Source organism: Pseudomonas fluorescens, from assembly GCF_902497745.1.
GTDB classification, from domain to species: Bacteria; Pseudomonadota; Gammaproteobacteria; order Pseudomonadales; family Pseudomonadaceae; genus Aquipseudomonas; species Aquipseudomonas fluorescens_BM.
Genome location: NZ_CABVHJ010000001.1, coordinates 279,023 through 300,890, shown reverse-complemented (window position 1 = coordinate 300,890; position 21,868 = coordinate 279,023). Strand labels below are relative to the sequence as shown.

Here is a 21,868-nt window from a genome sequence, read left to right as displayed (position 1 = left end):
CAGGAGTATAACCAGCTTGGTCGGAACGATCTGTCAGAAACTGCGACGGTGCTCACACTTGGCCGTATTGCTGCCCGTGACGCAGCCAGCGATCGAGTAATGGGCTGACGTGGGTTGGCCAGCGTTCCAGCAAGGCTTGCGCGGCGTCGCGCACGGCGGGTAACAAGTCGGCGTCGCGCATCAGGTCGGCGACTTTGAATTGCAGCAGACCGGTCTGGCGGGTGCCGAGCATTTCCCCGGGGCCGCGCAGTTCGAGGTCTTTTTCGGCGATGACGAAGCCGTCGTTGGTCTCGCGCATGATGCCGAGGCGCTGGCGACCGATCTGCGACAGCGGTGGATGGTAGAGCAGCACGCAATGGCTGGCGGCGCTGCCCCGGCCGACACGGCCGCGCAATTGGTGCAGTTGCGCGAGACCGAGGCGCTCGGGGTTTTCGATGATCATCAGGCTGGCATTGGGCACGTCGACGCCGACTTCGATCACCGTGGTGGCGACCAGCAGTTGCAGGTTGCCGGCCTTGAATTCGGCCATGACGGCAGCCTTCTCGACGGGTTTCATGCGCCCGTGGATCAGTCCGACTTTCAGTTCGCCGAGGGCGAGGGTGAGGTCTTCAAACGTGGTTTCGGCGGCCTGACAGGTCAGCTCTTCCGACTCTTCGATCAGCGTGCAGACCCAATAGGCTTGACGGCCCTCGGCGCAGGCGCTGCGCACGCGTTCGATGACTTCGACGCGGCGCGTATCGGTGACCAGCACGGTGTTGACCGGGGTTCGACCGGGCGGCAGTTCGTCGAGGATCGAAGTGTCGAGGTCGGCGTAGGCGCTCATCGCAAGGGTGCGCGGAATCGGTGTGGCGGTCATGATCAGTTGATGCGGACACATGCGCCCACCGACACCTTTCTGCCGCAGCGCCAGACGCTGTTGCACGCCGAAGCGGTGCTGTTCGTCGATGATTACCAGCGCGAGGTTCTTGAACTGCACTTCGTCTTGAAACAGCGCGTGAGTGCCGACCACCATCGGTGCGCCGCTGGCGATCTGTTCCAGCGCGGCGACGCGGTTCTTGCCTTTGAGCTTGCCGGCCAGCCAGGCGACTTCAATGCCGAGCGGCTCGAGCCAGCGCTTGAAGGTGATGAAGTGTTGTTCGGCGAGAATCTCGGTTGGCGCCATCAGCGCGACCTGATAACCGGCCTCCAGCGCTTGCAACGCGGCGAGGGCCGCGACCACGGTTTTGCCCGCGCCCACGTCGCCTTGAATCAGGCGCAGCATCGGTTCGTGCTGACTGAGGTCGTAGGCGATTTCATTGCCGACGCGCTGTTGTGCACCGGTCGGATTGAAGCCGAGGTTGGCCAGGTATTTCGGTGGCAGCTTGGTCGCTTTCGGCATTGCCGGGGCGCGCAGCGAACGCATGCTTTCGCGCAGACGCTGTTGCGACAGTTGATGGGTCAGCAGTTCTTCGAAAGCGAGGCGATGCTGGGCCCAATGATGACCGAGGGCGAGTTCATCGACGTCTGCATCGGCGGGCGGGTTGTGCAGGTAGCGAATCGCATCGGCCAGCGGCGCCAGTTGATAGTCGCGCGCCAGCTCGGTCGGCAGCCAGTCGGGCAGGGTGTCTGGCTTGAGCATCGTCAGCGTCTGCAGACACAGCTGGCGCAGACGCGCCTGGGTCAGGCCTTCGGTGAGCGGATAGACCGGGGTCAGGGTTTCATCGACTGGCGGCGGTTCGTCACCGGTAATGGCGCGGTATTCCGGGTGGTAGATTTCCAGTCCTGACGCGCCGGGCCGGGCTTCGCCGTAACAGCGAACCCGCGTGCCGCGTTTGAGGCCTTCTTTCTGCGCGTTGCTGAAATGGTAGAAGCGCAGACTGAGACCGCCGGTGCCATCCTGCAAGCGCACGACGAGGCTGCGCCGGCGGCCCATGACCACGTCGGCGCCGCTGACGGTGCCTTCGACCACGGCGTCCTGTCCCGGTCGCAGCGCACCGATCGGCACCACGCGGGTGCGATCCTGATAGCGCAGCGGCAGGTGGAACAGCACGTCCTGCAGATTCTCCAGGCCGACCTTGGCCAATTTCTCGGCCATGGCTTCGCCGACACCCTTGAGTGCCGTCACCGACACTTGCGACAGCTCCGTCATGACGCTCGCTTAACCGGCCGTAACCGGTGCCGCTGGCTTGGCCACCGAACACAGGCGTATGGAGTCGGCGAGGATCTCGATGGCTTTCGGCCGCGGGAAACTCGCGCGCCAGGCGATGGCCACGGTGCGGAACGGCACCGGCGGCGACAGTGGGCGCACTTCGATCACGCCGGGGGCGTAGTGATGGCTGTCGACCGCCGACAACGGCAGGATCGAGATGCCCAGACCGGACGCGACCATGTGGCGGATGGTTTCCAGCGAGCTGGATTCGACCGTGGTGTGCTTGGCGCCGTCGTTGCCCTTGGTCAGGGTCGGGCAGGCTTCCAGCACTTGATCGCGGAAGCAGTGGCCTTCACCGAGCAGCAGCAGGCTCTTGTCGTTGAGCAGACCGGCGTCGATGGTTTCTTTCTGTGTCCACGGGTGCTGGGCCGGCATGAGCACGTAGAACGGCTCGTCGTACAGCGGCAGGGTCAGCACGTCGGCTTCGTTGAACGGCAGGGCAATGATGATCGCGTCGAGCTCGCCGTTGCGCAGTTTGTCGCGCAGCACGTGGGTGAAGTTTTCTTCGATGTACAACGGCATCTGCGGGGCGACCCTGTGCAGTTGCGGAATCAGGTGCGGGAACAGGTACGGGCCGACGGTGTAGATCGCGCCGACTTTCAATGGGGCGGTCAGCTGGTTCTTGCCGGCCTGGGCCAGTTCGCGAATGCCTTGGGCTTGCTCGAGGACTTTCTGCGCCTGGGCGACGATGCCTTCGCCGACCGGGGTCAGGCGCACGGCACTTTTGCTGCGCTCGAAAATCAGCACACCGAGTTCGTCTTCAAGTTTTTTCACGCCCACCGACAGGGTCGGCTGGCTGACGTGGCAACGTTCGGCGGCGTGGCCGAAATGCTGCTCTTGGGCGAGGGTAACGATGTAGCGTAATTCTGTGAGGGTCATAGCAAGCGTCCATGAAGATGCGGGCCAAGCATACCGGCTGCAATCGATAGACGCACGTTATCAGACTGAGGGAGGCATGCGACACCGGGCAATGTCGGTTTGCCGCGGGCAGATACGCAAAAGGCACCTTTCGGTGCCTTTATTTCGATCTGACGTTCAACACATAACCACTGTGGGAGCGAGCCTGCTCGCGAAAGCGGTGGGTCAGACAAACATGTACTGACTGACACGACCTCTTCGCGAGCAGGCTCGCTCCCACAGGGTATTGCGGTGTTGCTTAGCGGCGGCGTTCGAGGGAGTAAACAAACGGCGCAACAATTTCGATCGAGCCGTTGTTGAGCATGTCGGCCGGCGGCTTGGGCAGCGGTTGCGCGCGGCGGATCATTTCCAGGGTGGCCCGGTCCAGATCGGCGTTGCCGGAACGGCCCACCAGTTCGAACGACAACACATTACCTTCGGCATCGACCACAAAACGCAGACGGTTCAAGCCTTCCTTGCCCCGTGCCTGAGCACTGGCCGGGTACTTTTTGTACTTGGCCAAATGCGCGAGCAGGGTGCCTTGCCAGCTGGCCTTGGCCGCCATCTGAGCAGGCGACGGACCCGGTGCAGGCTGGGTGGATTTCTCCGTCGGTGCCTGAGTCGGTTGCGTATCAGCCGGTTTCTCCTCGGAAGGTTTTTCCTTCGGTGGATCGGGCAGCTTCTTCTCGATCGGCTTCGGCGGTTTCGGCTTTGGCTTCGGCTTGGGTTTCTGCACCGCGATTTCAGCTTTCGGTGCTTCGGCCAGCTTCGGAATCGGCAACTCTTCAACCGGAGCCGGTGGCTGCGGCGGTGTGACGACTTTCGGCGGAGCAGGCGGTGGCGGGGCCGGAACCGGGGCCAGTTCGACCATCATTGCCTGCGGCGGCAATTCGATGGGCGGGCGGGCGGTCCAGTTCAGCGCCAACGCGATGGCCAGCGCATGCACGCCCAGCACCACGGCCAGGCTACCGCTGTAACGCCTCAGCTTATGGCGCGTCGTGATCATTTCTTGGCTGCCGTCTCAAGTCCGACCAGACCAACCTTCAGGTAACCGGCGGAGCGCAGCTTGTCCATCACGCTCATGAGGTCGCCGTAATCCACGCCTTTGTCGGCCTGGAAGAAGATGGTGGTGTCTTTCTTGCCCTGGGTCTTGGCGTCGAGCACGGCGCCAAGGGTTTCGGCTTTCACTTCATCGTCGCCGATGTACAGGCGCTGGTCAGCCTTGACGCTGAGGAACACCGGTTTCTCTGGCCGCGGTGCCGGTTTGGCGGTCGAGGCAGGCAGGTCGACTTTGATGTCCACGGTGGCCAATGGCGCGGCCACCATGAAGATGATCAACAGCACCAGCATCACGTCGATGAACGGCGTGACGTTGATTTCGTGGTTCTCGGCCAGATCGTCGTCTGCGCCTTCTTTCAAATGCAGGCCCATGGCCGATTACCCCACTTTGACCATGTGCGGCTGCGAGCTGCGCTCAGGCTGGTGGTCGAGGTCGCGGCTGACCAGCAGCAGCACTTCTGCCGATGCATCGGAAACCTGCGCCTTGTAACCGGCGATGGAGCGGGCGAACACGTTGTAGATCACCACGGCTGGAATCGCCGCAACCAGACCCAGTGCGGTGGCCAGCAGCGCTTCAGCGATACCCGGTGCTACAACGGCGAGGTTGGTGGTCTGGGTTTTGGCGATGCCGATGAAGGAGTTCATGATGCCCCACACGGTACCGAACAGGCCGACAAACGGCGCGGTGGAACCGATAGTGGCGAGGACGCCGGTGCCGCTGCTCATGTTACGACCGCAGGCTGCTACGAGGCGCTCGAGACGGAAGCTGACGCGTTCCTTGATGCCTTCTTTCTCGCGGCTGTTGACCGACAGGCGCATCTCTTCGAGGGCGTCGTGCACCAGCAGGTTGGCGAGGGTGCCTTCTTTGCCGGCGGTTGCGCTGGCTTCTTTCAGGGTGGTGGCTTTCTTCAGGGCGGCGATTTCGCCACGCAGACGACGCTTGGCGCCCATCAGCTCGAAGCCTTTGGCGATCCAGATGGTCCAGGTGATGATGGAAGCGATGGCCAGACCGATCATCACGATTTTCACGATGATGTCGGCGTTCTGGTACATGCCCCACGGCGACAGGTCGTGGGCCATGCCCAGGCTGTTGTCGGCTTCAAGAACTTCAGGGACGTCGGCAGCGTCAACCGCTTGCACCGGATCGGTAGCGGCCGGGGCAGCCGGAGCGGCCGCTGGTGCGCTTTGCTCGGTGGCGGCTGGCGTTGCAGGTGCCTGGGCGTCGGCGAAAGCGGCAGTCGGCGCCAGCATCATGCTGAGCAGCAGAGCCGCCAGCGCGCTCCAGGCGCGAGGTCGATTGGTTGGCGAAGCGGGGATTTGATTACGTGTCATGCTGGCCGGACCTGAGATAGAAAAACGGTGATGCTCTACCAGGCCTCGTGAGGCCGAGAACAAAAGTGGCGTGCATTATTGCAAGTAATTCTTGTTAACAAAAGTAATAGAGTATCTTTTTTTCTAGCATTGCTAGCCGTTCGTCCTGTGCCAACGCTAGTCTGTGCCTTTGCGATAGGAGTTTTTTGATGTCCGCGCCTTCTGTTTTGATCGCCGGTTGTGGTGATGTCGGCAGTCGTCTGGCCAAGCAATTGCTGGCGGCTGGCTGGGAAGTTCACGGCCTGCGCCGTGACGTTTCGAAGCTGCCTGACGGTGTGATCGGCGTTGCCGGTGACCTGTTCAATGAAGACTGCCCGGCGACCTGGCCGGTGGGTGCCGTGGACTATCTGGTGTATTGCGCCGCTGCGACCGATCACGATGAGGCCGGTTATCGCGCGGCTTATGTGCAGGGTTTGCAGAACGTGCTGAGCTGGCTGGAGGATTACGGTCAGGTGCCTGAGCGGCTGATCTTCGTCTCCAGCAGCAGTGTTTATGGACAGCAGGAGGGTGAGTGGGTCGATGAGAACTCAGAGACCATCGCTGCCGGTTATTCAGGACGATTGATGCTTGAGGCTGAGCAGGTCGCGCTTAAAAGTGGCATTCCAGCGAGCATTCTGCGTTTGACCGGAATCTACGGCCCGGGCCGCGAATGGCTGCTGACTCAAGTGCGTCGCGGTTATCGCGTGGCGGTCGAACCTCCGTTATACGGCAACCGGATTCATGCTGACGACGCGGCAGGATTGCTGGCGTTCCTTTTGGAGAAGGCTCGGCAAGGCGTGAAGCTGGAGGATTTCTACATCGGCGTCGACGACGCGCCGGCACCGTTGGCCGAAGTAGTGGGCTGGTTGCGCGAGTATCTGGGCGTTACCGAATGGTCGGAAGACGCGAGCGTGCGCCGAACCGGTAGCAAGCGCTGCAGCAATGGCCGGGCGAAAGCGTTGGGCTGGACGCCAACGTACCCAAGCTACCGTGAGGGCTACGCCGCGATCCTCGACGGTAAATGCTGACTTTCTAACCACGCAAAACAACTGTGGGAGCGAGCCTGCTCGCGAAAGCGGTGTATCAGGCAACATTGCTTTGACTGACACACTGCTTTCGCGAGCAGGCTCGCTCCCACATTTGATCTTCAGCGGTTTCAGAGACGGGTTACTGCTTCTCCAGCAACCACTTGCGCTCGCCCGGCGTGTACTGCGGCATTTCATCTGCCAGTGCCGTGTTCACAGCCTGGAAAATCTCCAGTTCCTTGCCCTTGCGCGCAAAGATGTAGGCATTGCCTTGGCCGTTGAGCTGCAACCACATGTTGTCGTTGGTGCTGCTCATCGACGCGCAATCACCTGCCAGGCACAAGGCATAACGGTCGGCCCCCGGCAAACCGGAAACCTGGCCATCAGCCTGGAACTGCACGGTGCCGCCTTCGCCCTGACCACTGGCGATTGTCCAACTGCCGCCCATGTAGGCGGAATACAGTGCACGCTCGAAACTGGCACCGATCGGCGCGCCTTCCGGCACCGGAATCTGTGCGCGGTCGAACACCTGCTCGGGTTCGTTCTCGCTGGCGGCTTGCTGCAGTTGCCCGCCATCGCGTTTCAGCTCGCTGGCGGAACTGCCATAGAAGTCGACTTTCCAGGCACCGGATTTTTCATCCAGCAGCCGTCCTTCGACGTTCTCAAAACCGTTGGTGTAGCGGGCCTGACTGGCCTTGGTGTTGACGTCCCACTCAAGGTTCGGGCCGTAAGCCTGAAGCGCTTCGCGCAGGGGGCCGCCCTTGGCTGCGGCATCGATCGCCACCTGGTTGATCCAGGTGCCGCTGATGTCACGGTCTGCAGGGTTGCTGGCGCAGCCGCCGAGGAAAATGGCGAGCAGCGGGAGAGCTAGCGCTTTGCGCATGGTGGAATCCTTTCAAAACCTTTTGTTGCAGCAGTCAGCGCGGCGTTTGAAGGCCGCGCCGTGCGCATCACTCGATGACCAGAATGGCATCCATTTCAACCTGCGAACCCTTTGGCAGGGCAGCCACGCCGATGGCGGCGCGGGCCGGGTATGGCTGGTCGAAGTACTTGCCCATGATCTCGTTGACCTTGGCGAAGTGGCTCAGGTCGGTGAGGAAGATGTTCAGTTTGACGATGTCCTTGAACGAACCGCCAGCGGCTTCAGCCACGGCTTTGAGGTTCTCGAACACCTGGACGGTCTGGGCTTCGAAGCCTTCAACCAGTTCCATGGTTTTTGGGTCCAGAGGGATCTGACCCGACATGTAAACAGTGTTGCCTGCCTTGATCGCCTGGGAGTAAGTACCGATGGCGGCCGGGGCCTTGTCGCTGGTGATAACAGTCTTGGTCATGTATGACTCCTTGTAATGGTTGAGTTATGCACGCATGCGGGTGATGCGGATCACCCCGGTCAAAGCGCGCAGCTTCTTGATCACGCGGGCCAGGTGCACACGGTCGTGGACGCTGACCACCAACTGGACCACGCTGATGCGACCATCGCGTTCGTCCATGCTGATTTTCTCGATATTGCCGTCGGCGGCGTTGACGCTGCTGGCCAGCAGGGCGATCAGGCCGCGCTGGTGTTCCAGTTCGACGCGCAGTTCGACGTTGAATTCGCCGGTGACATCCTTGGCCCACGAGAGCTGGATGCATTTTTCCGGGTTGTGCCGTATTTCGCTGATGTTGCGGCAGTTGTCCAGGTGCACGACCATGCCTTTGCCCGCCGACAGGTGCCCGACGATCGGGTCGCCCGGGATCGGCGTGCAGCACTTGGCGTAGCTGAGTACCAGACCTTCGGTACCGCGAATCGCCAGCGGACCTTCAGGGCTTGGCAATTGTTCGCCTTCGCCAAGCAGGCGGCGGGCGACTACGTAGGCCATGCGATTACCCAGGCCAATGTCTTCGAGCAAGTCTTCGATCAGTTCGAGGCGGTACTCGGTGAGCATTGCTTTGACGCGTTCAGCCGGGATCTTCTCCAGCGAACTATCGAAACCGTTGAGGACTTTGTTCAGCAGGCGTTCGCCGAGGCTGATGGACTCGGAGCGACGCTGCAGTTTCAACGCATGGCGGATATGCGTGCGCGCCTTGCCGGTGACCACAAAGTTGAGCCATGCCGGATTCGGCCGAGCGCCGGGTGCGCTGACGATCTCGACCGTGGAGCCGCTTTGCAGCGGTTCGGACAGCGGTGCAAGACGGCGGTTGATCCGGCAGGCAATGCAGCTGTTGCCGACGTCGGTGTGCACCGCGTAGGCAAAATCCACCGCCGTGGAGCCTTTCGGCAGCTCCATGATCCGGCCTTTCGGGGTGAAGACGTAGACCTCGTCCGGGAACAGGTCGATCTTCACGCTTTCGATGAATTCCAGCGAGTTGCCGGCACGTTGCTGCATTTCCAGCACGCCTTTGACCCACTGACGGGCGCGGGCGTGAGTGCCTTTCGGCTGCTCGTCACCGCTGGATTTGTACAGCCAATGGGCGGCGATGCCGTTGTTGGCCATCTCTTCCATTTCGCGGGTACGGATCTGGATCTCGATCGGTACGCCGTGCATGCCGAACAGCGTGGTGTGCAGCGACTGATAGCCGTTGGCCTTGGGAATCGCGATGTAATCCTTGAAGCGCCCCGGCAGCGGTTTGTACAAATTATGCACAGCGCCTAGCACGCGGTAGCAGGTATCGACCTTGTCGACGATTATCCGGAACGCATAGACGTCCATGATCTCGTTGAAGGCCCGACGCTTGCCGCGCATTTTCTTGTAGATGCCGTAGAGGTGTTTCTGACGACCGCTGACTTCGCCCTGGATGCCGTCGATCGCGAGGCAATGACCGAGGGATTCTTCGATCTTGTTGACGATTTCCTTGCGGTTGCCCCGAGCGCGCTTGACCGCCTGGTAGATCCGCGCGGAGCGCATCGGGTGCATGGCCTTGAAGCCGAGGTCTTCGAATTCGATACGGATCGCATGCATGCCCAGCCGGTTGGCGATGGGCGCGTAAATTTCGAGGGTTTCCTTGGCGATGCGCCGGCGCTTTTCGCCGGACAGCACTTCCAGCGTGCGCATGTTGTGCAGGCGGTCAGCGAGTTTGACCAGGATCACGCGAATGTCGCGCGCCATGGCCATGGCCATTTTCTGGAAGTTTTCGGCTTGGGCTTCGGCCTTGGTCTCGAAATTCATCTGGGTCAGTTTGCTGACCCCGTCGACCAGTTCGGCCACGGTTTCACCGAACTGCGCTTGCAGCGCTTCCTTGGCGATACCGGTGTCTTCGATCACGTCATGCAGCATCGCAGCCATCAGGCTCTGATGGTCCATGTGCATGTCGGCAAGAATATTGGCCACGGCAAGAGGATGCGTGACATACGCCTCGCCACTGCGACGGCGTTGACCGTCATGGGCTTGTTCGGCATAGAAATACGCTCGGCGGACCAGGTTGACCTGGTCGTTGCCGAGGTAGGTCGATAAGCGATCGGCGAGGGCGTCTATGCTCGGCATGATGATTCCTGCCGTAAGCTGTGATCCCGCGCCGTGCTACGTCGACCAGGCATAGGCTTAGACGGCCTCGTTGGACTCGTCCTCGAACGCAGCGAAGACCGGGTCTTCATGGACAATTTCCTGCTCGGCGATGAACTGGTAGCTCATCAGGCCTTCAGCGATTTCACGCAGGGCGACAACAGTCGGCTTGTCGTTTTCCCACTGGACCAGTGGCTCTTTGCCGCCGGTGGCCAGTTGACGGGCACGCTTGGTAGAGAGCATGACCAGCTCAAAGCGGTTTTCCACGTGTTCTAGGCAGTCTTCAACGGTTACGCGGGCCATGGTATTCCTCGGAGCGAATGCAATATGCGCGCTGCCCGGTTGGGCGAGCGGACTAAACAGTTTAAAAAATCACCAGCGATTAGGGAAGCGCTGATTTTTTGACCAAGCCCTTCAACGCGCTGCAAGCACCAATGTAAAGCGCTTGCAGCTGTTTTGGGAAGTGCTGTTTTAACCCAGCAACTCAGCCAGCAATTTGCCGAAACGTACCTGCTGGCGTTTCTGTTGGAGTTGATTGGCGCGGAAAATCGCCTTCAGATCGTCCAGTGCGTGTGCAAAATCGTCGTTGATGATCAGGTAGTCGTACTCGACATAGTGACTCATCTCGCTGACCGCTTCGCGCATCCGCCCGTCAATGATCTCGTCGCTGTCCTGGCCGCGGTTGGTCAGGCGCTGGTGCAGGGCCTGAAGCGACGGCGGCAGGATGAAGATCGAGCGTGCTTGTGGCATCAGCTTGCGCACTTGCTCGGCGCCTTGCCAGTCGATTTCCAGAATCAGGTCGTGACCTTCGTCCAGCGTTTGCTGGAGGCGGCTTTGCGAGGTGCCGTAGAAGTTGCCGAAGACTTCGGCGCGTTCGAGGAAGTCGCCGTGCTCGCCCATTTTCACGAACTCTTCGCGTGTCACGAAGTGATAGTTCACGCCGTCCACTTCGCCCGGGCGCATGGCGCGGGTGGTGTGGGAAACCGAAACGCGAATTTCCGGTATGGCGTCGGTCAAGGCCTTGACCAGGCTGCTCTTGCCCGCGCCCGATGGTGCGGAAATGATGTACAGGGTGCCGGTGTTGTGGGTCATGTCGGGGTTGCCTTACTCAATATTCTGCACTTGTTCGCGCATCTGCTCGATCAACACTTTGAGGTTGACGGCGGCCTGGGTGCTGCGCGGATCGAAGGCCTTGGAGCCCAGTGTGTTGGCTTCGCGGTTGAGTTCCTGCATCAGGAAGTCGAGACGGCGTCCGGCCGCACCGCCGGACTTGAGCACCCGGCGCACTTCGATGATGTGGGTGCTCAGGCGATCCAGTTCTTCGGCCACGTCGCTCTTTTGCGCGAGCATGACCATTTCCTGTTCGAGGCGCTGAGGATCAAGCTCCGCCTTCATATCGGTGAAGCGATCGAGGACCTTCTGGCGCTGAGTGGCGAGCATTTGTGGCACCAGTTCACGCAGGGTCACGACGTCTTCTTCGATAGAGGTCAGGCGCTCGTTGATCAAGCGTGCCAGCTCCGCGCCTTCGCGCTCGCGGCCGGCCTTCAACTCTTTCAAGCCTTGATTGAACAGGGCGAGTGCGTCGGCATTCAGTGCCTGCGGGTCGCTCGCATCGCCGACCAGTACACCGGGCCAGGCCAGCACCTCAAGCGGATTCAGTGCGGCAGGATTCTTGATCAGGCCGGCAACGGTCTCGGCCGCAGCGACCAACTGCGCGGCGCGCTCGCGATCGACTTGCAGCGGTTTGCCGGTGCTTTCTTCGGTGAAACGCAGGGTGCATTCCAGTTTGCCTCGCGACAGACCTTGACGCAGCGCTTCACGCACCGCGCCTTCGAGGTCGCGAAACGACTCCGGCAAACGCAGGTGCGGTTCAAGGTAGCGGCTGTTGACCGAGCGCAGCTCCCAGCTCAGGGTGCCCTGGGCCCCGGCTTTCTCGACGCGGGCGAAGGCGGTCATGCTGTGCACCATGGCGGTGACCTCGCAATGCAGATCGGCACCGCAGGGATTTTCCGCAGGCTCGATATCAATGAATTTAAGCCGACTGGCAGCAAAGGCGCAGGATTGTAGCGCAGTGCGGCGAATGCGCCCAAACACACGGTGTGACAAAGGGCTGCAGCCCGTCGGTAATGGGTGTTCCAAGGGCTTCAGTCGTCGACCCGATTTTTTAGCGAGTGCCCAGGGGCGGTGCAGCGCTCTATAATGCTCGGCAGTTTTCCGTCCTCAGTACAGGTATCTCCTATGAAACGTCCAAGTGGTCGCGCTGCCGATCAGCTCCGCTCGATCCGCATTACCCGCAACTACACCAAGCACGCCGAAGGTTCGGTGCTGGTCGAATTCGGTGATACCAAAGTCATCTGCACCGTCAGCGTCGAAAACGGCGTGCCGCGCTTCCTCAAGGGCCAGGGCCAGGGTTGGCTGACCGCCGAGTACGGCATGCTGCCGCGCGCCACTGGCGAGCGTAACCAGCGGGAAGCGAGCCGTGGCAAACAGGGCGGCCGCACCCTTGAAATCCAGCGTCTGATCGGCCGTTCCCTGCGCGCCGCGCTGGACATGTCCAAACTGGGCGACGTGACCCTGTATGTTGACTGCGACGTGATCCAGGCCGACGGTGGTACTCGTACGGCTTCGATCACCGGCGCCATGGTTGCCTTGGTTGATGCGCTGAAAGTGATCAAGAAGCGTGGCGGCCTGAAGGGCGGTGATCCGCTCAAGCAAATGATCGGTGCCGTATCGGTCGGCATGTATCAAGGCGAGGCTGTGCTGGATCTGGACTATCTTGAAGATTCCGCTGCCGAGACTGACCTCAACGTAGTGATGACCAGCACCGGTGGTTTCATCGAAGTACAGGGCACCGCTGAAGGCGCGCCGTTCCAGCCGGAAGACTTGAACGCCATGCTGGAGCTGGCCAAGCAGGGCATGAACGAAATCTTCGAACTGCAAAAGGCTGCACTGGCCGACTGAGCAGGTGCATAACCGCAAGGAGGACACGATGAGTGACGAGCAAGAGTTGCTGCCCAAACCGAGCCAGGAGGTTCGCCAATGGGCAATGTTTTGTCACTTGTCCGCCTTGCTGGGGATCTGGATTCCGTTCGGCAATCTGATCGGACCGTTGATCCTCTGGCAGATGAAGCGCGAGACAGATCCGTTCATCGATGCGCAGGGCAAGGAGGCGTTGAATTTTCAGATCACCGTCGCCATCGCCTCGTTGATCTGCTTCCTGCTGATGGTGTTGATCATCGGGTTCTTTCTGCTGGGAATACTGGCGATCGGCGCACTGGTTTTGACAATCATTGCGGGGGTGAAGGCTAATGAAGGCTTCCCGTACCGATATCCGTTTACCTGGCGGTTGATCAAATAAAAAGCTCGCCAAGTTAAAAAATGCCCTGACATGTCAGGGCATTTTTAATTGCGCAACTAAGTAATCTCTTCGGTATGTAGGAATAATCTTGTTGCGATGAGTGGCAAGTAACATTTTATATCAGTGGCGTGATTACACTTTTGGTCACAACTGTAGTGCCCTGGTTCTGGTTCATATCCTTGGAATCACAGATGGCGATTGTTAAAGTTGCCGGGCTAATATTTCTTGTGAAATATTAAGATATATTCAAGCCATCGAAGGCTCTTGAATTCCACAGTAATCAGTGTTGAGACAATCAGCCGGTTCATGAGGCGGGTGCAGGTAAAAAGCGCGTCTCTGAATATATAGCCAAGAATAATCCCAATGATTCAGCTCGATTTTTACGGAACACTTGTGGCCGCTTCCTTAGTGCTTCTATTAGGGCGCGGGCTCGTAACGCGTGTTGGTTTCATGCGAAGTTACAATATCCCTGAGCCTGTCGCAGGTGGCTTGGTAGTTGCCTTGGTTTTATTGCTGCTGCGAACGTTCGATATTGAAATTCGTTTCGATACTTCTCTGCAGACACCTTTGATGCTGGCCTTTTTTGCCACCATTGGTCTGAGCGCAGACTTTGCCAGCTTGAAGAAAGGTGGCCGGATAGTGGGGATATTTCTCCTGGCGGTCACGGGGCTATTGGTGGTGCAGAATGCGATGGGGATCGGGCTGGCAAAAATGCTTGGGCTCGATCCATTGATGGGGCTGCTGACCGGGTCGATCACTCTGGCGGGCGGTCACGGCACCGGTGCTGCGTGGGGCACCGTATTCAGTGAGAAGTATGGTCTGGCCTCTGCGTCCGAACTGGCGATGGCCTCTGCGACGTTTGGTCTGGTACTGGGTGGTCTGATCGGCGGACCGGTCGCGCGTTTGCTCATCAAGCGAGTGAAGGTGCCCAGCGGCCAGCAACTGGATGCGCCACGATTGCCAAAAGGTTTTGAGCAGCCGAACAAGGAGCGCTCGATCACGCCATTTTCGTTCGTCGAAACTCTGGCGCTGATTGCAGTCAGCCTGCTGGCGGGCAATCTGTTGAATGGCCTGCTGCAAGGGACTGCATTCGAGTTGCCGACGTTCGTGTGTGTCCTGTTTGTAGGCGTGGTGCTGCGCAACGGTCTTTCCGCGTTGGGCTTGTATCAGGTGTTTGAGCGTGAAGTCTCGGTGCTGGGCAATGTCAGCCTTTCGCTGTTTCTGGCGATCGCCCTGATGTCGCTCAAGTTGTGGGATCTGGCCGCACTGGCGTTACCGATCTTCATCATTCTGGCGGTGCAGGCACTGGTCATGGCGCTGTTCGCGATTTTCGTAACGTTCCGGGTGATGGGCCGCAACTACGATGCCGCCGTGCTGGCTGCGGGGCATTGCGGTTTTGGTCTGGGTGCCACGCCGACTGCCATTGCCAACATGCAGGCCGTGACGCAGCGCTACGGCCCCTCGCAGATCGCATTTCTGGTGGTACCGATGGTCGGAGCGTTCTTCATCGACATTATCAATGTCGTCGTGATCAAGCTGTACTTGATGTTGCCGTTCTTCGCCGCCGTCTGAGTTCGATTCCGCCTCGAGCGCAGGCACAAAAAATGCCCGTATCTTGCGATACGGGCATTTTTTAATTTCGAAAAGACGCTTAGATGGTCAGCGTCCAGTCGTAGTCGACAATCAGCGGCGCATGTTGCGAGAACCTTGGCTGACGTGGCAGACGTGCGCTGCGCACGAAGCGCCGCAGGCCCGGGGTCAGGATCTGGTAATCGAAACGCCAGCCCAGATTGAGCATCTCGGCCTGTTCGTTATCCGGCCACCAGCTGTACTGGTCGCCTTCACGGCTGACTTCGCGCAGGGCATCGACATAGCCCATGTTGCCGACAATCTCGTCCATCCAGGCGCGTTCTGGCGCCAGGAAGCCCGGGGATTGCTGGCTGTCGCGCCAGTTCTTGATGTCGAGCTTCTGCTGCGCCACGTACAGCGAGCCACAATAAATGTACTCGCGACGTTTACGCCGCTGTTTGTCCAGGTACTTGCCGAAGTCGTCCATGAGCTTGAACTTCTGGTTCAAGTCCTCATCGCCGTTCATCCCCGAAGGAAGCAGCAAGGTGGCAATACTGACTTTGTCGAAATCTGCTTGCAGGTAGCGCCCGTAGCGGTCGGCCGTCTCGAAACCGAGACCGCTGATGACAGCCTTCGGTTGCAACCGCGAGTACAAAGCCACGCCGCCTTGGGCAGGGACTTCAGCATCGCAGGCATAAAGGAAGTAGCCATCCAGTTGGAAGGCTGGGTCATCCAGTTCAAAGGCGGAGGCACGGGTGTCCTGCAGGCAGATGACGTCGGCATTCTGTGCTTGCAGCCAACTGAGCAAACCACGCTCGACTGCAGCCTGAATACCATTGACGTTCACACTGATGATCCGCATAAATGGCCCCAAAAATCGCGTGCGTGTATGATACACGGCGTCAAGCTAATTAGCTAAATCCGTGGTATTTGGGGTTTTTTTCATGCAAGCGTATCAGCGCGATTTCATTCGTTTTGCCATCGATCGCGGCGTTTTGCGCTTCGGTGAGTTCACCCTGAAGTCCGGGCGCACCAGTCCTTACTTCTTCAACGCCGGCCTGTTCAACTCGGGTTCGGCCCTGGCGCAGCTGGGGCGTTTCTACGCGGCAGCCATCGCTGAAAGCGGTATTCCCTTCGACGTTCTGTTTGGCCCGGCCTACAAAGGCATCCCGCTGGCGGCAACCACTGCCGTCGCGCTGGCCGAGCATCACGACCGTGACCTGCCATGGTGCTTCAACCGCAAGGAAGCCAAGGCCCACGGTGAAGGCGGCAGCCTCGTTGGTGCCCCGCTGACCGGCGAAGTACTGATCATCGACGACGTGATCACTGCTGGCACCGCAATCCGTGAAGTGATGCAGATCATTGCTTCGCAGGATGGCGCCAAGGCTGCCGGCGTGCTGATCGCGCTGAACCGTCAGGAGCGTGGCAACGGTGAGTTGTCGGCGATCCAGGAAGTCGAGCGTGACTTCGGTATCCCGGTGATCAGCATCGTTTCGCTGAATCAGGTGCTGGAATTCCTTGCCGATGATCCGCAGCTCAAGCAACACCTGCCAGCCGTGGAAGCCTATCGCGCGCAGTTCGGCGTTTAACCGCAGAGCACTGTGGGAGCGAGCCTGCTCGCGAAGAGGCCTTCACATTCAACATTGATGTGATGCAGAGACCGCTTTCGCGAGCAGGCTCGCTCCCGCAGGGAATGCGGTGCAAAAAAAGACCCCGCTCAGCCAGGCTGAGCGGGGTCTTTATGTTTGCGCTAAAGCTTAAGGACGCTTGCGATTGCTGATCAGCGTGCCCACACCGGTGTCGGTGAAGATTTCCAGCAGGATCGCGTTTGGCACGCGACCGTCGATGATCAGCGAGCTGCCCACGCCGCCCTGAACTGCTTCCAGCGCGCAACGGATTTTCGGCAGCATGCCGCCGTAGATCGTGCCGTCGGCGATCAGGTCGTCGACTTGCTGGGTGCTCAGGCCGGTCAACACAGTGCCCGACTTGTCCATCAGGCCGGCGATGTTGGTCAGCAGCATCAGCTTCTCGGCTTTCAGCGCCTCGGCGACTTTACCGGCGACCAGATCGGCGTTGATGTTGTAGGACTCGCCGTTCTCACCGACGCCGATCGGCGCAATCACCGGGATGAAATTGCCTTTGACCAGCAGATTAAGCAGCTCGGTGTTGATCCCGACCACTTCGCCGACGTGACCGATGTCGATGATCTCTGGCTGGGTCATCTCCGGCGTCTGGCGGGTGACGGTGAGCTTCTTCGCACGAATCAGCCCGGCGTCTTTACCGGTCAGGCCGATGGCGCTGCCGCCGTGGCGGTTGATCAGGTTGACGATGCTTTTGTTGACCTGACCGCCGAGGACCATTTCCACCACGTCCATGGTCGCCGCGTCAGTGACGCGCATGCCATCGACGAAGTGGCTTTCGATCGACAGGCGCTTGAGCAGATCACCGATCTGCGGGCCGCCGCCGTGCACGACCACCGGGTTGATGCCCACAGCTTTCATCAGCACGATGTCGCGGGCGAAGCCGGTTTTCAGCTCCTCGCTTTCCATCGCGTTGCCGCCGTATTTGATCACCAGGGTCTTGCCGACATAGCGTCGGATGTAAGGCAGCGCTTCGGACAGGACCTTGGCAGTGTTGGCGGCGGCATCGCGTTCGAGGGTCATTCAGGGCTCCGGGTGGATCAGAACGGTAGTTGGAGATCAGGTGCAACACGTTTCAATTGTGCGTGGAACACGTCTTTGATGCGCTGTAGTTCAGCCTCGTCATCGGCCTCGAAGCGCAGCACCAGCACCGGTGTGGTGTTGGATGCGCGCACCAGGCCCCAGCCTTTGGCGTAGTCGACTCGCACGCCGTCGATGGTGGTCAGGTCAGCGCCTGCGCCCCACTGTGCGTCGTGCAATGCATCAATGATGCTGAATTTGCTCTCTTCGGTCACATGGATATTGATTTCCGGCGTAGAAATATCATTCGGGAAGGTCGCAAACAGTTCTTCCGCAGTGGATTTTTCCTTGCTGAGGATCTCCAGCAGCCGTGCGGCGCTGTAGATACCGTCGTCGAAACCGAACCAGCGCTCCTTGAAGAAGATGTGCCCGCTCATTTCACCGGCCAACAGCGCGCCGGATTGTTTCATTTTCTTTTTGATCAACGAATGACCAGTCTTCCACATTAGCGGCCGACCACCGTATTCCTTGATCAGCGGCACCAGGCGACGGGTGCATTTGACGTCGAAGATGATTTCCGCGTCCGGGTTGCGCGCCACGACGTCGCGAGCGAACAGCATCAGCAGGCGATCCGGGTAGACGATGCTGCCGGTGTTGGTCACCACGCCGACACGGTCACCGTCGCCGTCGAAGGCCAGGCCGATGTCGGCGTTGGTTTCCTTGACCTTGGCGATCAGGTCGACGAGGTTCTCAGGCTTGCCCGGATCCGGGTGGTGGTTCGGGAAGTTGCCGTCGACTTCGCAGAACAGCGGGATGACTTCGCAGTTCAGCGCTTCGATCAGCTGCGGGGCGATCACGCCGGCCGCGCCGTTGCCGCAGTCGACCACAACCTTCATGCGGCGTGCCAGTTTGATGTCCTGGACGATTTCGGTGTTGTAGCGGTCGAGGATCTCGACCTGGGTGACGCTGCCGGTGCCGCTGCTCAAGTTGTTGCTCTTGAGGCGCTCGTGCAGGGCCTGGATCTGTTCGTTGGCGAGGGTGTCGCCGGCAATGACGATCTTGAAACCGTTGTAGTTAGACGGGTTGTGGCTGCCGGTGAGCATCACCCCGGACTTGCCGGCCAAAACGTTGGCGGCGTAATACAGCGCCGGCGTCGGCACCAGACCGACATCGCTGACGTGGCAGCCGCTTTCGGCGATACCGCGAATCAGCTCGGCAACCAGTTCCGGGCCGGACAAGCGACCGTCGCGGCCGACGGATACGTTCGGTTCGCCTTGGGCCAGGCTCTGGGAGCCGATGGCGCGGCCGATCCAGTAAGCGGTTTCGGCATTGAGGAATTCCGGCACGGTGCCGCGAATGTCATAGGCGCGGAAAATGCTGTCGGGCAGCTTCGGGGCGATCTTGGCTGGGGTGCTCATCTACGGAAATGCTCCATCTCGAAAGTGGCGGGACAGACCGACGAATCGTTCGACGGCAGGCTCAAACTGAAGGGTATGACGGCGTTTTCCACAGAGAGTTCGTGGTATGAAAGGGCCATGACGCCTCGGCTGGCGTGGCTTTCGGCCGCCAAAACCTTGATTTACGGTGTTAAAACCTGCCGCTGAAACTGCACAAATTTCCCCTGTAGGAGTTGCCGAAGGCTGCGATCTTTTGATCTTGATCTTAAAAGTCAAAAGATCGCAGCCTTCGGCAGCTCCTACAGGAGATGACTCCGGTTATTTGGTGCCGGTATGGCCAAACCCGCCGGTGCCGCGCTCGGTTTCGACGAACTCTTCCACCATTTCGAAGTGCGCCTGCACCACTGGCACCAGCACCAGTTGCGCCAGACGTTCACCGACGGTCATGGTGAAGTCGGTCTGGCCGCGGTTCCAGCAGGACACCATCAGTGGGCCCTGGTAATCCGAGTCGATCAGGCCGACTAGGTTGCCCAGCACGATGCCGTGCTTATGGCCCATGCCCGAGCGCGGCAGGATCAGCGCGGCGAGGTTCGGATCGCCGATGTAAACCGACAGACCGGTGGGGATCAGCACGGTTTCACCCGGTTTGATCACGATGTTCTGATCCAGCATGGCGCGCAGGTCGAGGCCGGCGGAGCCTGGGGTGGCGTATTGCGGCAGCGGGAAATCAGTGCCGATGCGTGGGTCGAGGATCTTGGCTTGCAAAGCGTGCATGTAAATTAAACCTGGTTCAGACGTTCGGCGATAAAAGTGACCAGTTGGCGAGCGATCTTGCTCTTGCTGGTCTGGGCGAAAACCGTGGCGTGCAGCGCACGGTCAATCACGCTGCAGGCGTTTTCTTCACTGTTGAAACCGATGCTCGGGTTGGCGACGTCATTGGCGACGATCAAATCGAGATTCTTGTCCTTCAGCTTGCGCGCAGCGTAGTCGAGCAGGTGTTCGGTCTCGGCGGCGAAGCCGACACTGAACGGACGGTCGGGACGGGTCGCGATGGTGGCCAGGATGTCCGGGTTACGCACCATTTGCAGGACGAAGCCGTCACCGCTCGTAGGATCTTTCTTGAGTTTTTGCGGGGCAACGACTTCCGGGCGGTAGTCCGCGACCGCTGCAGAGGCGATGAACACGTCGCACGGGATCGCCGACTCACAGGCCGCGAGCATGTCGCGGGCACTGACCACGTCGATACGGGTGACGCGATCCGGCGTCGGCAGGTGCACCGGGCCGCTGATCAATGTGACGCGGGCGCCGGCTTCTACCGCGGCTTCGGCGAGGGCAAAGCCCATTTTCCCGGAGCTGTGGTTGGTGATGTAGCGCACCGGGTCGATGTTTTCCTGGGTCGGGCCGGCGGTAATCACTACGTGCTTGCCGGTCAGCGCCTGACGCTGGAAGCAGTCGGCCGCGCATTGCGCCAGATCGGTGGCTTCCATCATGCGGCCCATGCCGACGTCGCCGCAGGCCTGGCTGCCCGAGGCCGGGCCGAAGGTCTTCAGGCCACGGCTCTCAAGGAGTTGCAGGTTGGCCTGGGTCGCCGGATCGCGCCACATCGCCTGATTCATCGCGGGGGCGACGGCCACGACGGCGTCGGTGGCGAGTACCAGCGTGGTCAGCAAATCGTTGGCGATGCCTTGGGCCAGACGGGCGAGCAGGTCGGCGGTGGCCGGGGCGATCAGCACCAGATCGGCCCACTTGGCCAGCTCGATGTGGCCCATCGCGGCTTCGGCGGCCGGGTCGAGCAGGTCGAGGTGCACAGGGTGGCCGGACAGCGCCTGCATGGTCAGCGGGGTGATGAACTCGGCGCCGCCATGGGTCATGACCACGCGCACTTCGGCGCCCTGGTCGATCAGGCGACGAACCAGATCGGCGCTCTTGTAGGCCGCGATGCCGCCGCCGACGCCCAGAACGATGCGTTTCCGATACAGCCGCTGCATAGGTCTGCCTTTCATTTCGTTGATGACTGCGGTGCGATGCCCCCTCCCCAGGGTTGAATCGACCGCAAAAAAGATGGGCTACGATATCACAGCGACCGCTACGGAACAGCGGCGCCCACAGACAGGGAATGTGTATGAGTATTCGCGATTGGCCTGCGGCGGAACGCCCGCGGGAAAGGTTATTGGAGCACGGGGCAGCGAGCCTCTCGGACGCTGAGTTATTGGCGATTTTTCTGCGCACCGGATTGCCCGGAATAAGCGCTGTGGACCTGGCGCGCAATCTGTTGACTCAATTCGGCAGCCTGCGTTTGCTGCTTGAGGCCGATCAGGACGCATTCAGCAAACAATTGGGACTCGGGCCGGCGAAGTTTGCGCAACTGCAGGCGGCTCAGGAAATGAACAGGCGGCATCTGGCTGAGAGATCACGGCAGAAACCAGCCCTGGAAAACCCTCAGGTCGTTCGCGATTATCTGAAAGCGATGCTGCGTCACGAACCGCATGAGGTGTTTGGTTGCCTGTTTCTCGACTCCAAACATCAAGTCCTGAATTTCGAGATCCTGTTTCGCGGCTCGATCGACAACACCAGCGTGCATCCGCGCGAGGTTGTGAAGCGATGTTTGGCCAATAACGCGGCGGCGTTGATCCTGTGCCACAACCATCCATCGGGGAACACTGACCCGAGTCAGGCCGATCGATTGCTGACCAAGCGTTTGCAGAAGGCGCTGGAGTTGATTGATGTGCGGGTGCTGGATCACTTCATCGTCGGCGATGGTGAGCCGCTGTCGATGGCGGAGTGTGGCTGGATGTAGTTCTCAGGGACAATGCAAGTCCCCTGTGGGAGCGAGCTTGCTCGCGAAGGCGCAGTGTCAGTCAGCATCATTTTTACTGACAGACCGCT

At 60.0% G+C, this 21,868-nt stretch carries 21 protein-coding genes and 1 pseudogene; 6 read left to right on the top strand and 16 right to left on the bottom strand.

Annotated elements, in window-relative coordinates:
• Positions 1-52 precede the first annotated feature (52 nt).
• The 5 genes from recG to exbB form a co-directional block, all read right to left on the bottom strand.
• Complete coding sequence (recG, locus tag F8N44_RS01470) at positions 53-2,128, bottom strand: ATP-dependent DNA helicase RecG (RefSeq protein ID WP_150649034.1); 2,076 nt, start codon at positions 2,126-2,128, stop codon at positions 53-55.
• Positions 2,129-2,137: 9 nt separating this feature from the next.
• Positions 2,138-3,067 (bottom strand): hydrogen peroxide-inducible genes activator, encoded by a 930-nt coding sequence (locus tag F8N44_RS01465; RefSeq protein WP_007920331.1) that lies wholly within the window; start codon positions 3,065-3,067, stop codon positions 2,138-2,140.
• Between the two features lie 277 nt (positions 3,068-3,344).
• Positions 3,345-4,091 carry a TonB family protein gene (locus F8N44_RS01460; RefSeq protein WP_150649033.1) on the bottom strand — a complete coding sequence of 249 codons (747 nt, stop codon included), beginning with the start codon at positions 4,089-4,091 and terminating at the stop codon, positions 3,345-3,347.
• Positions 4,088-4,516 (bottom strand): TonB system transport protein ExbD, encoded by a 429-nt coding sequence (exbD, locus tag F8N44_RS01455; protein ID WP_007920333.1) that lies wholly within the window; start codon positions 4,514-4,516, stop codon positions 4,088-4,090. Before exbD ends, F8N44_RS01460 begins: the two co-directional genes overlap by 4 nt.
• Positions 4,517-4,522: 6 nt before the next feature.
• The gene (exbB, locus tag F8N44_RS01450; protein ID WP_150649032.1) at positions 4,523-5,476 is read right to left on the bottom strand and encodes a tonB-system energizer ExbB; all 954 of its coding nucleotides are present in this window, start codon (positions 5,474-5,476) and stop codon (positions 4,523-4,525) included.
• A gap of 188 nt (positions 5,477-5,664) precedes the next feature.
• Between exbB and F8N44_RS01445 the strand changes: the two genes are divergently transcribed.
• The gene (locus F8N44_RS01445) at positions 5,665-6,522 is read left to right on the top strand and encodes an SDR family oxidoreductase (protein WP_150649031.1); all 858 of its coding nucleotides are present in this window, start codon (positions 5,665-5,667) and stop codon (positions 6,520-6,522) included.
• A gap of 139 nt (positions 6,523-6,661) precedes the next feature.
• Here the strand turns inward: F8N44_RS01445 and F8N44_RS01440 are convergent, their stop codons facing one another.
• From F8N44_RS01440 to F8N44_RS01415, 6 genes are all read right to left on the bottom strand, one after another.
• Positions 6,662-7,402, bottom strand: coding sequence for a hypothetical protein (locus F8N44_RS01440; RefSeq protein ID WP_150649030.1), 741 nt, complete (start codon positions 7,400-7,402; stop codon positions 6,662-6,664).
• A 67-nt stretch (positions 7,403-7,469) separates the two neighbouring features.
• On the bottom strand, positions 7,470-7,850 hold the full coding sequence (locus tag F8N44_RS01435) for a RidA family protein (RefSeq protein WP_003229509.1): 381 nt from the start codon (positions 7,848-7,850) through the stop codon (positions 7,470-7,472).
• A 24-nt stretch (positions 7,851-7,874) separates the two neighbouring features.
• A complete protein-coding gene (gene spoT, locus F8N44_RS01430) occupies positions 7,875-9,980 on the bottom strand; it encodes a bifunctional GTP diphosphokinase/guanosine-3',5'-bis pyrophosphate 3'-pyrophosphohydrolase (protein WP_007920338.1) in 2,106 nt (701 codons plus the stop codon).
• A gap of 57 nt (positions 9,981-10,037) precedes the next feature.
• The gene (gene rpoZ / locus F8N44_RS01425) at positions 10,038-10,301 is read right to left on the bottom strand and encodes a DNA-directed RNA polymerase subunit omega (protein WP_150649029.1); all 264 of its coding nucleotides are present in this window, start codon (positions 10,299-10,301) and stop codon (positions 10,038-10,040) included.
• Between the two features lie 168 nt (positions 10,302-10,469).
• A complete protein-coding gene (gmk, locus tag F8N44_RS01420) occupies positions 10,470-11,090 on the bottom strand; it encodes a guanylate kinase (RefSeq protein ID WP_150649028.1) in 621 nt (206 codons plus the stop codon).
• 12 nt (positions 11,091-11,102) lie between these two features.
• A complete protein-coding gene (locus F8N44_RS01415) occupies positions 11,103-11,966 on the bottom strand; it encodes a YicC/YloC family endoribonuclease (protein WP_150649027.1) in 864 nt (287 codons plus the stop codon).
• 270 nt (positions 11,967-12,236) lie between these two features.
• Here F8N44_RS01415 and rph point away from each other — a divergent pair, with 270 nt between their 5' ends.
• The 3 genes from rph to gltS all read left to right on the top strand — a co-directional run bounded on the left by rph (position 12,237) and on the right by gltS (position 14,928).
• On the top strand, positions 12,237-12,959 hold the full coding sequence (gene rph / locus F8N44_RS01410) for a ribonuclease PH (RefSeq protein WP_016985814.1): 723 nt from the start codon (positions 12,237-12,239) through the stop codon (positions 12,957-12,959).
• A 28-nt stretch (positions 12,960-12,987) separates the two neighbouring features.
• On the top strand, positions 12,988-13,356 hold the full coding sequence (locus tag F8N44_RS01405; protein WP_007920344.1) for a DUF4870 domain-containing protein: 369 nt from the start codon (positions 12,988-12,990) through the stop codon (positions 13,354-13,356).
• Between the two features lie 363 nt (positions 13,357-13,719).
• Positions 13,720-14,928, top strand: a complete 1,209-nt coding sequence (gltS, locus tag F8N44_RS01400; protein ID WP_150649026.1) for a sodium/glutamate symporter — start codon at positions 13,720-13,722, stop codon at positions 14,926-14,928.
• Positions 14,929-15,007: 79 nt separating this feature from the next.
• Here the strand turns inward: gltS and F8N44_RS01395 are convergent, their stop codons facing one another.
• On the bottom strand, positions 15,008-15,787 hold the full coding sequence (locus tag F8N44_RS01395) for an exodeoxyribonuclease III (protein WP_007920349.1): 780 nt from the start codon (positions 15,785-15,787) through the stop codon (positions 15,008-15,010).
• An 82-nt stretch (positions 15,788-15,869) separates the two neighbouring features.
• Between F8N44_RS01395 and pyrE the strand changes: the two genes are divergently transcribed.
• Entirely contained in the window at positions 15,870-16,514 is a 645-nt protein-coding gene (gene pyrE, locus F8N44_RS01390) for an orotate phosphoribosyltransferase (protein WP_042608114.1), read from the top strand.
• A 168-nt stretch (positions 16,515-16,682) separates the two neighbouring features.
• Here the strand turns inward: pyrE and argB are convergent, their stop codons facing one another.
• The 4 genes and pseudogenes from argB to coaBC all read right to left on the bottom strand — a co-directional run bounded on the left by argB (position 16,683) and on the right by coaBC (position 20,970).
• Entirely contained in the window at positions 16,683-17,588 is a 906-nt protein-coding gene (gene argB, locus F8N44_RS01385) for an acetylglutamate kinase (RefSeq protein ID WP_007954443.1), read from the bottom strand.
• A gap of 17 nt (positions 17,589-17,605) precedes the next feature.
• Positions 17,606-18,982, bottom strand: a pseudogene (locus F8N44_RS01380) (phosphomannomutase/phosphoglucomutase); the annotation flags it as partial.
• 318 nt (positions 18,983-19,300) lie between these two features.
• Positions 19,301-19,756 (bottom strand): dUTP diphosphatase, encoded by a 456-nt coding sequence (dut, locus tag F8N44_RS01375; RefSeq protein ID WP_150649025.1) that lies wholly within the window; start codon positions 19,754-19,756, stop codon positions 19,301-19,303.
• Between the two features lie 5 nt (positions 19,757-19,761).
• Positions 19,762-20,970, bottom strand: a complete 1,209-nt coding sequence (gene coaBC / locus F8N44_RS01370) for a bifunctional phosphopantothenoylcysteine decarboxylase/phosphopantothenate--cysteine ligase CoaBC (RefSeq protein ID WP_095119812.1) — start codon at positions 20,968-20,970, stop codon at positions 19,762-19,764.
• A 134-nt stretch (positions 20,971-21,104) separates the two neighbouring features.
• Between coaBC and radC the strand changes: the two genes are divergently transcribed.
• Complete coding sequence (gene radC, locus F8N44_RS01365) at positions 21,105-21,779, top strand: RadC family protein (RefSeq protein WP_150649024.1); 675 nt, start codon at positions 21,105-21,107, stop codon at positions 21,777-21,779.
• The last annotated feature ends 89 nt before the right edge of the window (positions 21,780-21,868 follow it).